This window comes from Enterobacter sp. HSTU-ASh6, from assembly GCF_026319105.1.
In the GTDB taxonomy this organism is placed as follows: Bacteria; Pseudomonadota; Gammaproteobacteria; order Enterobacterales; family Enterobacteriaceae; genus Enterobacter; species Enterobacter sichuanensis.
In genome coordinates this window covers 1-13,989 of sequence record NZ_WSPD01000003.1, presented here as the reverse complement: position 1 = coordinate 13,989, position 13,989 = coordinate 1, and the positions used below count along the sequence as shown (strand labels likewise).

Genomic DNA, 13,989 nt, shown 5'->3' with positions numbered 1-13,989 from the left:
CCGATGAAACCGTTTTTGTACTGTCTTTGGCTGGCGACTCTCCCGGTGGCCGCAACCGACGTCACCGTCAATATCGCAGGGAATATTTACGATACCACCTGCCAGGTGGACAGCAGCAGCCAGAACATGGTGGTCGATCTGGGTCAGGCACTTTCCAGCGATTTCAAATCCGTCGGTGATACCGGAAGATGGAAAAATTTTGACCTTCTCCTGACAAATTGTCCTGCCAGCCTGATGGTCGCCACCATCACGGTCAATGGCCAGCCGGACGCAAAGCACCCCAACAAGTACGCCAACACGGGAACAGCAGGTGGCCTCGCCCTTGAACTGGCAGACCGGATAGATTTTATCACCCTCGCCCCACAAGCCAGTTTCAACACGATGATAAATGGCTCAACCCATACTGCTGATTTTCCGATGGCCGCACGCTATTACGCAACGTCGATGCCGGTAACGGCTGGCACCTTCAGTAGCGTTGTTCAGGCCACCTTTACTTACCAGTAGGACCGCGCCCCTTAGCACGGATGCTTTTCCGACGCCCGGCAGTCTGTTTTGCCGGGCGTTTTTTTATTTCCGGTACCTCCGGCTGTTCTATCGGGAACACCGGTAAGGCATTCAGCAGCCGCTGGCCGTAGTTTTTGGTGAGCAGACGTTTGTCATAGATAACGACCTCCCCCCAGCAGCCGTGGCTTCGGATGAGGCGTCCCACCTGCTGAATCAGGTTAAACGACGCTGCCGGTAAGCTTTGCACCTCAAACGGATAGCGGTTCAGGCTCTTGAGCCACTCCCCTTCGGTGATCACCACCGGGCTGTCGATCGGCGGGAAGGCGATTTTATGGATATGCACCTGCGTCAGGTAATCCCCTTTTAGATCCAGACCTTCAGCGAACGACTGCAGCCCCACCAGCACGCTGCGCTCACCGCCATCGATGCGCTTGCGGTGCGTTTCCACCAGCCGGTAGCGCGGTTGGTCGCCCTGCACCAGCAGGAGTAAACGCAGGTCGGTGACGTGCTCAAGGAACCGTTGCATGGCGCGCCCACTGGCAAACAGCACCAGCATCCCGGGGTATTTTTTGCTCTCGACCTGCTCGCGGAAGTAGGCCGCCATCTCCGCGATGTGCTGCTCTTCGTTGTCAATCAGCGGCTCGTATTTCATGCGGGGAATAACCAGCTTGCCCTGTTCGCAGTGGTTAAATGGCGAGTCCAGCGCCACAAAGCGGTCGCCCGCTTTTTCTTTCAGGCCGCTCATCTCCTGCAGACGCGAGAAACTGTTAAGGGAGCGCAGAGTTGCAGAGGTCACCACCACGTGCGGCACGCTGCGCCAGATCAGCTTTTCCAGCTGGTCGGCCACGCGGATGCCCACGCAGTGGAAAAAGAGATGCACCTGCCCGTCGCGCACTTCGCGGGTGGCCCATTTGGTAACCGGCGCGCCGGAGGCCTGCGCCATCGAGGCCAGCCGCCAGAGCTTGCTCTGCGCTTCGAACATCCCCAGCGCGCGGTTCATCTGCAGCAGAATGCGGTGCAGGCGCACGACGTCGTGGGTGCCCGTTTTCTCGCTGAGATCGTTTAAGAACAACTCTGCCAGACCGCGCAGCTTTTCCAGATGCTTCGCCAGCTGCTGGCAAATCTCCATCACCTCTTCCGGCAGCTCTCCCATGGCGAAGCGGTGCTCGGCCTCCTGGGCTGCCGGAAGATAAAGATTCAAAATGTTGTTGAGCGAGGCAATCAGGCCGTAGACCTCTTCGCAATGGTCGCTCAGACGCTCGGGCACCGCCAGCGGGGGCGTGGTTTTCGGGCGGAACTGCTCCATACAGGTCGCCACCAGCTTGCAGAAGAGATCGAGCTGCAGACGGAACCAGGGAGCGGTGATTTCGGCGCTCATCTCCAGCGCGTCCCGCGCCACGTCCGGCAAATGGTGGCCTTCATCGAGCACCAGCAGCAGGTTTTTCGGCTCCGGCAATACGGCTTCGCTCTCCAGCGCGGCCATCACCAGCGCATGGTTGGCGACCACCACTTCCGCTTCCTGAATCTCGCGGCGAGCGACAAAGAACGGGCACTCCCGGTAGTAGTGGCAGTTGCGGTTGAGGCAGCTCGCTTTATCGGTGCTGAGCCTGCGCCATAAATCGTCGCTAATGGCCTGGCTGGTGTGGTCGCGCAGGCCGTCCCACTTATAGCCGTCGAGGTCGGCTTTCAGTTTTGCACACTGCTCCTGCTCGACCTTGTTGTTCGGCGTCAGCTCGTCATCGAGAAACGCCAGCAAATCCTGCTGACCAGGCTCACTGCTGGCGAGCGCGGCCAGGTTGCGCGGGCACACGTAGCGCCCGCGCCCAAACGCCGCGGTGAAACGCAGGTCGGGGATAATTTTGCGCAGCAGCGGCAGGTCCTTGCTGAAGATCTGATCCTGCAGCGCCACGTTGGCGGTGCTGACCACCAGCGTTTTGTCCTCTTCACGGGCAATCGCGATGCCGGGAATGAGATACGACAAGGTCTTACCGACGCCGGTCGGGGCTTCAATCGCCAGATGTCGCCCGTCGTCCCCGGTGAGCGTTTTTGCCACATCAGCAATCATCTGCCGCTGCGGCGCTCGGGGGATAAAATCGGGGATCTGCTGCTGTAGCGCCTTGTACCAGGCACCAATCTGCGCTTTGAGCGCCGCGGTTAACGCCATTTTAAACCTGAAATACTGTATAAACAGCCACTATTGTGGCACTTTCTGATGGTTGCCGCAAAAGAAAAGCCCGGCTTTACAACCGGGCTTCCAGATTACTGCGGGTTCGCAGGTTTGCGCGGGCGGCGTCGGCGCTGCCCTTCCCCTGCAGGCTTGCCTTCACCACTGCGCCACGGATTTTCACCGGCGGGTTTGGCCTCGTTGTTACGACGCGGAGGTTTGCCCGATGACTTCGGCGCACCGCCTTCACCACGACGTGGCTGCTGGCCACGACCGCCGCCGCCCTGACCACGACCACCCTGACGACCATTCTGAATCGGCTCCGCTTTAATGGACGGGTCCACTTCATAGCCCGGGGTTTCGATACGCGGGATCTCTTTCTTCAGCAGGCGTTCGATATCGCGCAGCAGCTTGTGCTCATCCACGCACACCAGTGAGAGCGCTTCACCGGTTGCCGCCGCGCGGCCGGTACGGCCAATACGGTGCACGTAGTCTTCCGGCACGTTTGGCAGCTCGTAGTTCACCACGTGCGGCAGTTCTTCAATGTCGAGGCCACGGGCGGCGATGTCGGTCGCCACCAGCACGCGGATATCGCCAGACTTGAAGTCTGCCAGCGCACGGGTACGCGCGCCCTGGCTCTTGTTGCCGTGGATCGCCGCACTGCGAATGCCGTCTTTGTTCAGCTGTTCCGCCAGATGGTTCGCGCCGTGCTTGGTGCGGGTAAAGACCAGCACCTGCTGCCAGTTACCCTGGCCGATCATCTGCGAGAGCAGTTCCCGCTTACGCTTTTTATCCACAAAGTGAACGTGCTGCGTCACCTGTTCGGAGGCGGTGTTGCGGCGCGCCACTTCCACTTCCAGCGGGTTATGCAGCAGTTTTTCCGCCAGCGCCTTGATCTCGTCGGAGAAGGTCGCGGAGAAGAGCAGGTTCTGACGACGCGGCGGCAGTTTAGCCAGCACGCGGCGAATGTCATGAATAAAGCCCATATCGAGCATGCGGTCGGCTTCGTCCAGCACCAGAATTTCAACGTTATCCAGCTTCACCGCGTTCTGGTGTTCCAGGTCCAGCAGACGGCCCGGCGTGGCCACCAGCACGTCCACACCGCCGCGCAACTTCATCATCTGCGGGTTAATGCTGACACCACCGAAAACGACCAGCGAGCGAATGTTGAGATAGCGGCTATAGTCACGCACGTTCTCACCAATCTGGGCGGCCAGCTCACGGGTTGGGGTGAGGATCAGCGCGCGGACCGGACGACGGCCCTTGGCGTGCGGCTGATTTTTTACCAGCAGCTCTAACAGCGGCAGGGTAAAGCCCGCGGTTTTACCGGTCCCGGTCTGGGCGCTGGCCATCAGGTCGCGGCCCTGCAGGACGGCGGGGATCGCCTGCTGCTGGATTGGGGTTGGCTCAACGTAGCCCTGCTCTGCGATCGCGCGCAGAATTTCCGGGTTCAGGCCAAGGGAATCAAAAGACATAAAAACTCCGAACCGCCCCGACCATCACAGGTGTAGTTTTCAGGGAGATATAACAATTAGGAGGACAAAAACCACAATGTCGCGAAGGGGCGGAGTGTAGCAGCTTTTGTGACGTGGCGCATAAAATATCCCTCAGTTCCCTCGACGAGAAGGGGAATCAGGCATAGTCTTAATCAATCGATTGATTAATTTTTAATGCCGCCATGAATACAACCCCGACGACATCAAAAGGTGAACAGGCCAAAAATCAGCTTATTGCCGCCGCGCTGGCGCAGTTTGGCGAGTACGGGCTGCACGCGACTACCCGGGATATCGCGGCGCTGGCCGGACAGAACATCGCTGCCATTCCCTACTATTTTGGCTCAAAAGAGGATTTATACCTCGCCTGCGCCGACTGGATCGCCGATTTTATCGGCACGCAATTTCACCCGCACGTCGAGGAAGCCACCGCGCTGCTCAGCCAGCCTGCGCCCGATCGCGAGGCCATCCGCCAGCTGATTCTTAATGCCTGTCACAACATGATCCGCCTGCTGACGCACGACGATACGCTCAACCTGAGCAAGTTTATCTCCCGCGAGCAGCTCTCCCCCACTGCCGCCTACCAGCGGGTACACGATCGGGTGATTGCCCCGATGCATACCCACCTGACCCGGCTCATTGCCGCCTATACCGGACGGGATGCCGACGATACCGGAACAATTTTGCATACCCACGCCCTGCTGGGTGAAATCCTGGCCTTCCGTCTGGGCCGGGAGACCATCCTGTTACGCACCGGCTGGACACAATTTGATGAGGATAAAGCCGCGCAGATTAGCCAGGTCATCGCCTGTCATCTCGATCTGATCCTGCAAGGCTTAACGCAAAGGAGCCTGAAGTCATGAAAAAACCTGTCGCCATCCTTCTGGTGGTTGTTGTTTTGCTTGCTGCGGGAGTCGGTGGCTGGCTGTGGTATCAGAGCCATCAGGACCGGGGCCTGACGCTGTACGGTAATGTTGATATTCGCACGGTGAATATGAGTTTCCGGGTCGGCGGACGTCTCGCCTCGCTGAACGTTGACGAAGGCGATGCCATTAAGGCGGGCCAGACGCTGGGTATGCTCGACAAAGCGCCTTTTGAAAATGCGCTGCTGCAGGCCAAAGCCGGCGTGTCCGTTGCCCAGGCGCAGTATGATCTGATGCTGGCCGGCTACCGCGATGAAGAGATTGCCCAGGCCGCGGCGGCCGTCAAACAGGCGCAGGCGGCCTATGACTACGCGCAGAACTTCTATGCCCGCCAGCAGGGGCTATGGAAAAGCCGTACGATTTCCGCTAACGATCTGGAAAATGCCCGGTCATCACGCGATCAGGCCCAGGCGACGCTGAAATCCGCCCAGGACAAGCTGAGCCAGTACCGCACCGGTAACCGTCCGCAGGACATTGCTCAGGCCAAAGCCAGCCTTGAACAGGCGCAGGCGCAGCTGGCCCAGGCGGAACTGGATTTGCACGACACCACGCTGGTGGCACCGTCAGACGGCACGCTGATGACCCGCGCCGTGGAGCCGGGCAGTATGCTCAGCGCGGGCAGCACCGTCTTAACCCTCTCCCTGACCCGCCCGGTCTGGGTACGCGCTTACATCGACGAGCCGAATCTCGGCCAGATGCAGCCGGGCCGCGAGCTGCTGCTCTATACGGATGGCCGCCCGGACAAGCCGTATCACGGCAAAGTGGGCTTTGTCTCCCCTACCGCCGAATTCACACCGAAAACCGTTGAAACCCCAGACCTGCGCACCGACCTGGTCTATCGCCTGCGCATCATCGTAACCGATGCGGACGACGCGCTGCGTCAGGGCATGCCTGTTACCGTAAAAGTGAACAACGGGGAACGACATGAATGACGCGGTTATTCAGCTCAACAATCTGGTTAAACGCTTTAAGGGAATGGATAAACCCGCGGTTGCCCCGCTGAACTGCACCATCCAGAAAGGCTATGTCACCGGGCTGGTGGGCCCGGACGGCGCAGGCAAAACCACCCTGATGCGGATGCTGGCCGGTCTGCTGAAGCCGGATGAAGGCTCGGCCAGCGTGCTGGGTCTTGACCCGATTAAGGACGACGGTGCGCTGCACGCCATGCTTGGCTATATGCCGCAGAAGTTTGGCCTGTATGAAGATCTGACGGTGATGGAAAACCTGAACCTGTATGCCGATCTGCGCAGCGTTACCGGCGAAACGCGGCAGAAAACCTTCGCCCGCCTGCTGGCGTTTACCTCCCTCGGTCCGTTCACGGACCGCCTGGCGGGCAAGCTCTCCGGCGGGATGAAGCAGAAGCTGGGCCTGGCCTGCACGCTGGTGGGCGAGCCGAAGGTCCTGCTGCTGGATGAGCCCGGCGTGGGCGTTGACCCGATTTCGCGCCGCGAGCTGTGGCAGATGGTGCACGAGCTGGCAGGCGACGGGATGCTGATCCTCTGGAGTACCTCCTACCTCGACGAAGCCGAACAGTGCCGGGACGTGCTGCTGATGAACGAAGGCGAACTGCTCTACCAGGGCGAGCCGACGACGCTGACGCAGAGCATGGCCGGGCGCAGTTTCCTGCTGCACAGTCCGCAGGAATCCAACCGCAAGCTGCTGCAGCGGGTACTGAAACTGCCGCAGATCAGCGACGGGATGATTCAGGGCCGCTCGGTGCGGGTGATCCTCAAAAAAGAGGCCACCGTTGACGATATTCGCCGTGCGCAGAGCATGCCTGAGCTCGAGATGGAAGAAACCGCGCCGCGTTTTGAAGATGCGTTTATCGACCTGCTGGGGGGTGCTGGCACATCGGAGTCCCCCCTCGGCGCAATCCTGCACACGGTGGAAGGGACACCCGGGGAAACGGTGATTGAAGCCAAATCCCTGACCAAAAAGTTTGGTGATTTCGCCGCCACCGACAACGTCAACTTCGCGGTGAAGCGCGGGGAAATTTTTGGCCTGCTGGGGCCGAACGGCGCGGGGAAGTCCACCACCTTTAAGATGATGTGTGGTCTGCTGGTCCCGACGTCTGGTAAAGCGCTGGTGCTGGATATGGATCTCAAGGTCAGCTCCGGAAAAGCGCGCCAGCACCTGGGCTATATGGCGCAGAAGTTCTCCCTGTATGGCAACCTGACCGTAGAGCAAAACCTGCGCTTTTTCTCCGGGGTCTATGGCCTGCGTGGGCGGGCGCAGAATGAGAAAATTCGCCGCATGAGCGAGGCCTTCGGGTTGACCAGCATCGCCTCCCACGCCACCGACGAACTGCCGCTCGGCTTTAAGCAGCGGCTGGCGCTGGCCTGTTCGCTGATGCACGAGCCCGATATTCTGTTTCTGGATGAACCAACCTCCGGCGTTGATCCCCTCACCCGCCGCGAGTTCTGGCTGCATATCAACAGCATGGTGGAAAAAGGGGTGACCGTTATGGTCACCACCCACTTTATGGACGAGGCGGAGTATTGCGACCGCATCGGGCTGGTGTATCGCGGCAAGCTGATTGCCCACGGCACCCCCGACGACCTGAAAGCGCAGGCCGCCGACGATGAGGTTCCGGACCCGACCATGGAGCAGGCGTTTATCACCCTCATCCACGACTGGGATAAGGAGAATGCCCATGCGCAGTAATGCCATTTCCTGGCGCAGGGTGCGCGCGCTGTGTATTAAAGAGACGCGGCAGATCGTGCGTGACCCGAGTAGCTGGCTGATTGCGGTGGTGATCCCCCTGCTGCTGCTGTTTATCTTTGGCTACGGTATTAATCTGGACTCCAGCAAGCTGCGGGTTGGGATATTGCTGGAACAGCAGAGCGAAGAGGCGCTGGACTTTACCCACGCCATGACCGGCTCGCCCTATATTGATGCCACCATCAGCGATAACCGGCAGGAATTAATCCAGAAAATGCAGGCCGGGAAAATTCGCGGTCTGATCGTTATTCCTGTGGATTTTGCCGCCAACATGGCGCGTGCGAATACCGATGCGCCGATCCAGGTCATTACCGACGGCAGCGAGCCGAATACCGCGAACTTCGTTCAGGGCTATGCGGAAGGTATCTGGCAGCTGTGGCAAATGCAGCGCGCCGAGGATCGTGGCGAGACGTTTGAACCGCTGATCGACGTCGAGACGCGCTACTGGTTTAACCCTGCCGCCATCAGCCAGCATTTTATTATTCCGGGCGCGGTGACCATTATCATGACGGTCATTGGCGCGATACTGACCTCGCTGGTGATCGCCCGCGAGTGGGAGCGCGGCACCATGGAGGCGCTGCTTTCAACCGAAGTGACACGCGTCGAGCTGCTGCTGTGTAAGCTTATCCCCTACTACTTTCTCGGCATGCTGGCGATGCTGCTCTGCATGCTGGTGTCCGTCTTTATCCTCGGCGTGCCGTATCGTGGCTCGCTGGTGGTACTGTTCTTTATCACCAGCCTGTTTTTACTCAGCACGCTGGGCATGGGGCTGCTCATCTCCACCATTACCCGCAACCAGTTTAACGCCGCGCAGGTGGCCCTCAACGCCGCCTTTTTACCGTCGATTATGCTGTCCGGGTTTATCTTCCAGATAGACAGTATGCCTGCCGTGATCCGCGCCGTGACCTATGTTATTCCGGCGCGCTACTTTGTGAGCACCCTGCAAAGCCTGTTCCTGGCGGGGAATATTCCGGTGGTGCTGATTATCAACACGCTGTTTTTAATGGCCTCAGCGTTGATGTTTATCGGTTTGACGTGGATGAAAACCAAACGGCGACTGGATTAAGGAGCGAACATGTTTCACCGTTTATGGACGTTAATACGCAAAGAGCTGCAATCCCTGCTGCGCGAGCCGCAAACCCGCGCCATTCTGGTGTTGCCGGTGCTGATCCAGGTTTTACTGTTTCCGTTTGCCGCCACCCTTGAGGTGACCAACGCCACCATCGCCATCTACAACGAAGACAACGGCAAACATGCCGTCGAGCTGACCCAGCGCTTTGCCCGTGCGAAAGCCTTTACCCATGTCCTGCTGCTGAAAAGCCCGCAGGAGATTAAGCCCACTATCGACACCCAAAAAGCGCTGCTGCTGGTGCGTTTCCCGGCGGATTTTTCCCGCAACCTGGACACCTTCCAGACCGCGCCGATACAGCTGATCCTCGACGGGCGTAACTCCAACAGCGCCCAGATCGCGGCCAACTATCTGCAGCAGATAGTGAAGGATTACCAGCAGGAGCTCATGGCGGGAAAACCGAAACCCAACAACAGTGAACTGGTGGTGCGTAACTGGTACAACCCGAACCTGGACTACAAATGGTTTGTGGTGCCGTCGCTGATCGCCATGATCACCACCATCGGGGTGATGATTGTGACCTCTCTCTCCGTCGCCCGCGAGCGCGAACAGGGCACGCTGGATCAGCTGCTGGTTTCCCCGCTCGCCACCTGGCAAATCTTTGTCGGCAAAGCGGTGCCGGCGCTGATTGTCGCCACTTTCCAGGCCACCATCGTGCTGGGTGTGGGTATCTGGGCCTACCAGATCCCGTTCGCCGGCTCGCTGGCGCTGTTTTACTTCACCATGGTGATTTACGGGCTGTCGCTGGTAGGGTTTGGACTGCTGATTTCCGCGCTCTGCTCGACGCAGCAGCAGGCGTTTATCGGGGTGTTCGTCTTTATGATGCCCGCGATCCTGCTCTCGGGGTATGTCTCGCCCGTTGAGAATATGCCGGTGTGGCTACAGGATCTGACGTGGATAAACCCGATTCGTCACTTTACGGATATCACCAAGCAAATCTATCTGAAGGATGCGAGTCTGGATATTGTCTGGGGAAGTTTGTGGCCGCTACTGGTCATCGCGGCCACGACGGGCTCAGTGGCGTATGCGATGTTTAGACGCAACATCGCGTAGCTTTTTCTCTTTGGTCAGCAACGAGACCACCGCAGGCCCGGCAAGAATAGCCAGACCGGCCAGGGCCAGCAGCAGGTTGTTTTGCAGCACGCGAGACAATAGCCAAAGCACAATCATCGCTGCACCAAAATACCAGGTGGTGGTGAGCTCTTCGAGCACGTCACCCACCTCGCGCCAGCGCGCTTCATGGTGGCGCTGTAAAAACAGCATCGACAGTACGGTGACGCCATAAAGGACGCATAGTCCCAGGCCAACACGCACCAGCGTGCCGCTCATCCAGCCCATCACCAGTACGGCCACGACCAGTAAATGCAACATTATCTGCCAGCAACTCAGGCCAGTTGCGACACGAACACGTTGTTGCCACTTCATGGCTTCTCTCCTGAAGGATTTTTCTCTGCTTAATCAGACTACCGCACTTTACGGAAAATTCCGTAACGCCGCATCTTTTTGTGACGACGACTACACTTTATTTTCATCGGGATAGTCACTCAGGAAGGAGCTTATGACGAAAAAAATGCAGCATTTCTCGCTTAAAGTGCTGACGATAAACATTCATAAAGGCTTCACAGCATTTAACCGCCGCTTCATTTTACCGGAGCTGCGCGACGCGGTGCGCACCGTCAGCGCGGATATTGTCTGCCTGCAGGAAGTGATGGGCGCCCACGAAGTGCATCCGCTCCACTTTGAAAACTGGCCCGACACGCCGCACTACGAATTTCTGGCCGACACCATGTGGAGTGATTACGCTTATGGCCGCAATGCGGTCTATCCTGAAGGGCATCACGGCAACGCGGTGCTGTCGCGTTATCCCATAGAACATTACGAAAACCGCGACGTTTCCGTCGGGGAGAGTGAAAAACGCGGGCTGCTTTACTGCCGCATTACACCGCCCAATCTTGATCTGCCGATCCATGTCGGCTGCGTTCACCTGGGACTTCGCGAAGCCCATCGTCAGGCGCAGCTGAAAATGCTGGCCGAATGGGCCAACGCGCTGCCTGACGGTGAACCTGTTGTCGTGGCAGGCGATTTCAACGACTGGCGACAGCGGGCAAACCATCCGTTGAAAGTGGATGCCGGACTGGAGGAGATTTTCACCCGGGCGAACGGCAGGCCTGCGCGCACGTTTCCGGTACGGTTTCCGCTGCTGCGCCTTGATCGCATTTACGTGAAAAATGCCCACGCCAGCAGCCCTACCGCGCTGGCGCTCCTCAACTGGCGGCATCTTTCCGACCATGCCCCGCTCAGCGCGGAGATCCACTTATGAAATGTTCCTGGCAGGAAGGCAACCGGATCACGCTGCTGGTCAACGGAGACGAGTATTACCCGGCCGTGTTTAAGGCCATTGATAACGCTCAGCAGAAGGTGATCCTCGAAACCTTTATCTGGTTCGAAGATAACGTTGGCAAGCAGTTGCACAGCGTGCTGCTGCGCGCCGCCCGGCGCGGCGTCAAAATTGAGGTGCTGCTGGATGGCTATGGCTCGCCGGACCTCAGCGACGCGTTCGTTAATGAACTGACCGCCGCGGGCGTGGTGTTCCGCTACTACGATCCCGGCCCTCGCCTGTTCGGCATGCGGACCAACCTTTTCCGCCGGATGCACCGCAAAATTGTGGTGGTGGATGAGACGGTAGCGTTTGTTGGCGGCATTAACTACTCCGCGGAACATATGTCCGACTATGGCCCGGAAGCGAAGCAGGACTACGCAATCCGCATTGAAGGCCCGGTGGTACAGGACATTTTACTGTTTGAGCTGGAAAACCTGCCGGGGAAAGAGGCCGTTCGCCGCTGGTGGCGACGCCATCATCGCCCGGAAGAGAACCGCAAACCCGGCGAAGCGCAGGCGCTTTTCGTCTGGCGGGATAACGGTGAGCACCGGGACGATATTGAACGTCACTATCTTAAGATGCTGGCCAACGCGAAGCGCGAAGTGATCATCGCCAACGCCTACTTTTTCCCGGGCTATCGCCTGCTGCATGCCATGCGCAATGCGGCCCGACGCGGGGTGCGGGTGAAGCTGATTGTGCAGGGCGAGCCGGATATGCCCATCGTCAAAGTTGGGGCGCGGCTGCTGTATAACTATCTGGTGAAAGGCGGCGTACAGATCTACGAATATCGCCGTCGGCCGCTGCACGGCAAAGTCGCGCTGATGGACGACCACTGGGCAACCGTCGGTTCCAGTAACCTTGACCCCCTTAGCCTGTCGCTCAATCTGGAAGCCAACCTGATCATTCACGATCGCCAGTTTAACCAGACCCTGCGGGATAACCTGCAGGCACTGATCGTCAACGACTGCGTGCGGGTGGATGAATCCATGGTCCCCAAACGTACCTGGTGGAACCTGGGCATCAGCGTGGTGGTGTTCCACTTCCTGCGCCATTTCCCGGCGATGGTCGGCTGGCTGCCGGCGCATACGCCGAAACTGGCGCAGGTGGACCCGCCGGTACAACCGGAAATGGAAACCCAGGACCGTATTGAAGCGGAAGACGGAGGCAAACCCTGATGTCGAAATCACATCCGCGCTGGCGGCTGGCAAAAAAGATCCTGACCTGGCTGTTTTTCATCGCCGTCGCGGTTCTGCTGGTGGTCTACGCACAGAAAGTTGACTGGGAAGAGGTGTGGAAAGTTATCCGCAACTATAACCGGATGGTGCTGCTGGGGGCGCTTGGGCTGGTTATCGTGAGCTATCTGATGTATGGCTGCTATGACCTGCTGGGTCGGGCTTACTGCGGCCACAAGCTGGCCAAACGTCAGGTCATGCTGGTGTCGTTTATCTGCTACGCCTTTAACCTGACGCTGAGCACCTGGGTCGGGGGGATTGGCATGCGCTATCGCCTGTACTCGCGCCTGGGGCTGCCAGGCGGGACGATTACGCGCATTTTTTCCCTGAGCATCACCACCAACTGGCTGGGCTATATTCTGCTTGGCGGGGTGATATTTACTGTCGGCGTAGTACAGCTGCCCGCGCACTGGTATATCGACGAAACCACCCTGCGCATACTGGGCATCGTGCTGCTGTTGATTATCGCCGTTTATCTCTGGGCCTGCGCGTTTGCGAAACGCCGTCATATGACGATCAAAGGGCAAAAACTGGTATTGCCCTCGTGGAAGTTCGCGGTGCTGCAGATGACCGTGTCCAGCGCTAACTGGATGGCGATGGGGGCGATTATCTGGCTGTTGATGGGTGAAGACGTGAATTACTTCTTCGTGCTGGGCGTGCTGCTGGTGAGCAGTATTGCCGGGGTGATCGTGCATATTCCGGCGGGGATCGGCGTGCTGGAGGCGGTCTTCATCGCTCTGCTGGCCGGAGAACATGTCTCTCAGGGCACCATCATTGCGGCCCTGCTCGCCTACCGCATGCTCTATTACTTCCTGCCGCTGGCGCTGGCAACGGTCTGTTATCTGGTGCTGGAGAGTCGGGCGAAGAAGTTACGGGCGAAGAATGAGAGGATGTTGGCGAAGTGAACGCCCCTCACCCTAACCCTCTCCCCAAAGGGGAGAGGGAACCGATCGAGCCCCTCTCCCCTTTGGGGATGTACGGTCCGGGGACATAGTGAACGCTTGTTCGGGGACATGGTAGACACTTACAACTAAGGCATAAGAACCCGTTTATGGAGTCGCTTATGCCCTGGGATGCGAGAGATACCATGTCATTACGTACCGAGTTTGTTTTGTTCGCCTCGCAGGACGGGGCGAATATCCGTTCCCTCTGCCGTCGCTTCGGCATTTCACCTGCCACCGGCTACAAGTGGCTTCGTCGCTGGGCGGAGGAAGGGGCCTCCGGCCTTCAGGACCGCCCGCGCATACCGCACCATTCCCCGAACCGCTCATCTGACGACATCACTGCCCTGCTGCGCATGGCGCATGACCGTCATCAGCGCTGGGGAGCCCGCAAGATTAAGCGCTGGCTGGAAGACCAGGGGCACACCATGCCCGCCTTCAGCACCGTTCATACCCTGATGGCCCGTCACGGCCTGCTGCCGGGCACTTCACCGGGCATTCC

At 58.7% G+C, this 13,989-nt stretch carries 13 protein-coding genes; 10 read left to right on the top strand and 3 right to left on the bottom strand.

All coding sequences use genetic code 11. The features are described 5' to 3' along the window. Window positions 1-3: 3 nt before the first annotated feature. Window positions 4-504, top strand: coding sequence for a fimbrial protein (locus GM298_RS04130; RefSeq protein ID WP_025757260.1), 501 nt, complete (start codon window positions 4-6; stop codon window positions 502-504). On the opposite strand, the gene dinG is transcribed toward GM298_RS04130, so the two are convergent. Both dinG and rhlE read right to left on the bottom strand, forming a co-directional pair. Continuing rightward, window positions 491-2,668 carry an ATP-dependent DNA helicase DinG gene (gene dinG, locus GM298_RS04125; RefSeq protein ID WP_266153648.1) on the bottom strand — a complete coding sequence of 726 codons (2,178 nt, stop codon included), beginning with the start codon at window positions 2,666-2,668 and terminating at the stop codon, window positions 491-493. The genes GM298_RS04130 and dinG overlap by 14 nt on opposite strands. A 95-nt stretch (window positions 2,669-2,763) precedes the next feature. Continuing rightward, the gene (gene rhlE, locus GM298_RS04120; RefSeq protein WP_025757258.1) at window positions 2,764-4,143 is read right to left on the bottom strand and encodes an ATP-dependent RNA helicase RhlE; all 1,380 of its coding nucleotides are present in this window, start codon (window positions 4,141-4,143) and stop codon (window positions 2,764-2,766) included. Window positions 4,144-4,346: 203 nt separating this feature from the next. Between rhlE and cecR the strand changes: the two genes are divergently transcribed. Genes cecR through GM298_RS04095 form a run of 5 tightly spaced genes read left to right on the top strand, consistent with a single transcriptional unit; the run spans window position 4,347 to window position 9,987 of the window. Beyond that, window positions 4,347-5,024 carry a transcriptional regulator CecR gene (gene cecR / locus GM298_RS04115; protein WP_025757257.1) on the top strand — a complete coding sequence of 226 codons (678 nt, stop codon included), beginning with the start codon at window positions 4,347-4,349 and terminating at the stop codon, window positions 5,022-5,024. Further along, a complete protein-coding gene (hlyD, locus tag GM298_RS04110) occupies window positions 5,021-6,016 on the top strand; it encodes a secretion protein HlyD (protein WP_025757256.1) in 996 nt (331 codons plus the stop codon). Before cecR ends, hlyD begins: the two co-directional genes overlap by 4 nt. Then, entirely contained in the window at window positions 6,009-7,748 is a 1,740-nt protein-coding gene (locus GM298_RS04105; RefSeq protein ID WP_266153647.1) for an ATP-binding cassette domain-containing protein, read from the top strand. Before hlyD ends, GM298_RS04105 begins: the two co-directional genes overlap by 8 nt. Then, window positions 7,738-8,871, top strand: a complete 1,134-nt coding sequence (locus GM298_RS04100) for an ABC transporter permease (RefSeq protein ID WP_266153646.1) — start codon at window positions 7,738-7,740, stop codon at window positions 8,869-8,871. The genes GM298_RS04105 and GM298_RS04100 overlap by 11 nt, the downstream gene beginning before the upstream one ends. 9 nt (window positions 8,872-8,880) lie before the next feature. Beyond that, complete coding sequence (locus tag GM298_RS04095; RefSeq protein WP_025757253.1) at window positions 8,881-9,987, top strand: ABC transporter permease; 1,107 nt, start codon at window positions 8,881-8,883, stop codon at window positions 9,985-9,987. Here GM298_RS04095 and GM298_RS04090 read toward each other — a convergent pair. Beyond that, a complete protein-coding gene (locus GM298_RS04090) occupies window positions 9,949-10,359 on the bottom strand; it encodes a YbhQ family protein (RefSeq protein ID WP_266153645.1) in 411 nt (136 codons plus the stop codon). The two genes, GM298_RS04095 and GM298_RS04090, sit on opposite strands and share 39 nt — an antisense overlap. Window positions 10,360-10,492: 133 nt before the next feature. Here GM298_RS04090 and GM298_RS04085 point away from each other — a divergent pair, with 133 nt between their 5' ends. From GM298_RS04085 to GM298_RS04070, 4 genes are all read left to right on the top strand, one after another. Beyond that, on the top strand, window positions 10,493-11,254 hold the full coding sequence (locus GM298_RS04085) for an endonuclease/exonuclease/phosphatase family protein (RefSeq protein WP_025757252.1): 762 nt from the start codon (window positions 10,493-10,495) through the stop codon (window positions 11,252-11,254). Continuing rightward, window positions 11,251-12,489: a cardiolipin synthase ClsB gene (gene clsB / locus GM298_RS04080; RefSeq protein WP_025757251.1), complete on the top strand. Its 1,239-nt coding sequence runs from the start codon at window positions 11,251-11,253 to the stop codon at window positions 12,487-12,489. The genes GM298_RS04085 and clsB overlap by 4 nt, the downstream gene beginning before the upstream one ends. Beyond that, window positions 12,489-13,451 (top strand): lysylphosphatidylglycerol synthase transmembrane domain-containing protein, encoded by a 963-nt coding sequence (locus GM298_RS04075; RefSeq protein ID WP_045285449.1) that lies wholly within the window; start codon window positions 12,489-12,491, stop codon window positions 13,449-13,451. The genes clsB and GM298_RS04075 overlap by 1 nt, the downstream gene beginning before the upstream one ends. A gap of 146 nt (window positions 13,452-13,597) precedes the next feature. Beyond that, on the top strand, window positions 13,598-13,989 hold a 392-nt coding region (locus GM298_RS04070), incomplete at its 3' end, for a helix-turn-helix domain-containing protein (RefSeq protein WP_222697957.1).

Coding starts and splice junctions, on each gene's coding strand:
- GM298_RS04130 (WP_025757260.1), top strand. CDS start 4: ATGAAACCGTTTTTGTACTGTCTTTGGCTGGCGACTCTCCCGGTGGCC.
- dinG (WP_266153648.1), bottom strand. CDS start 2,668: ATGGCGTTAACCGCGGCGCTCAAAGCGCAGATTGGTGCCTGGTACAAG.
- rhlE (WP_025757258.1), bottom strand. CDS start 4,143: ATGTCTTTTGATTCCCTTGGCCTGAACCCGGAAATTCTGCGCGCGATC.
- cecR (WP_025757257.1), top strand. CDS start 4,347: ATGAATACAACCCCGACGACATCAAAAGGTGAACAGGCCAAAAATCAG.
- hlyD (WP_025757256.1), top strand. CDS start 5,021: ATGAAAAAACCTGTCGCCATCCTTCTGGTGGTTGTTGTTTTGCTTGCT.
- GM298_RS04105 (WP_266153647.1), top strand. CDS start 6,009: ATGAATGACGCGGTTATTCAGCTCAACAATCTGGTTAAACGCTTTAAG.
- GM298_RS04100 (WP_266153646.1), top strand. CDS start 7,738: ATGCGCAGTAATGCCATTTCCTGGCGCAGGGTGCGCGCGCTGTGTATT.
- GM298_RS04095 (WP_025757253.1), top strand. CDS start 8,881: ATGTTTCACCGTTTATGGACGTTAATACGCAAAGAGCTGCAATCCCTG.
- GM298_RS04090 (WP_266153645.1), bottom strand. CDS start 10,359: ATGAAGTGGCAACAACGTGTTCGTGTCGCAACTGGCCTGAGTTGCTGG.
- GM298_RS04085 (WP_025757252.1), top strand. CDS start 10,493: ATGACGAAAAAAATGCAGCATTTCTCGCTTAAAGTGCTGACGATAAAC.
- clsB (WP_025757251.1), top strand. CDS start 11,251: ATGAAATGTTCCTGGCAGGAAGGCAACCGGATCACGCTGCTGGTCAAC.
- GM298_RS04075 (WP_045285449.1), top strand. CDS start 12,489: ATGTCGAAATCACATCCGCGCTGGCGGCTGGCAAAAAAGATCCTGACC.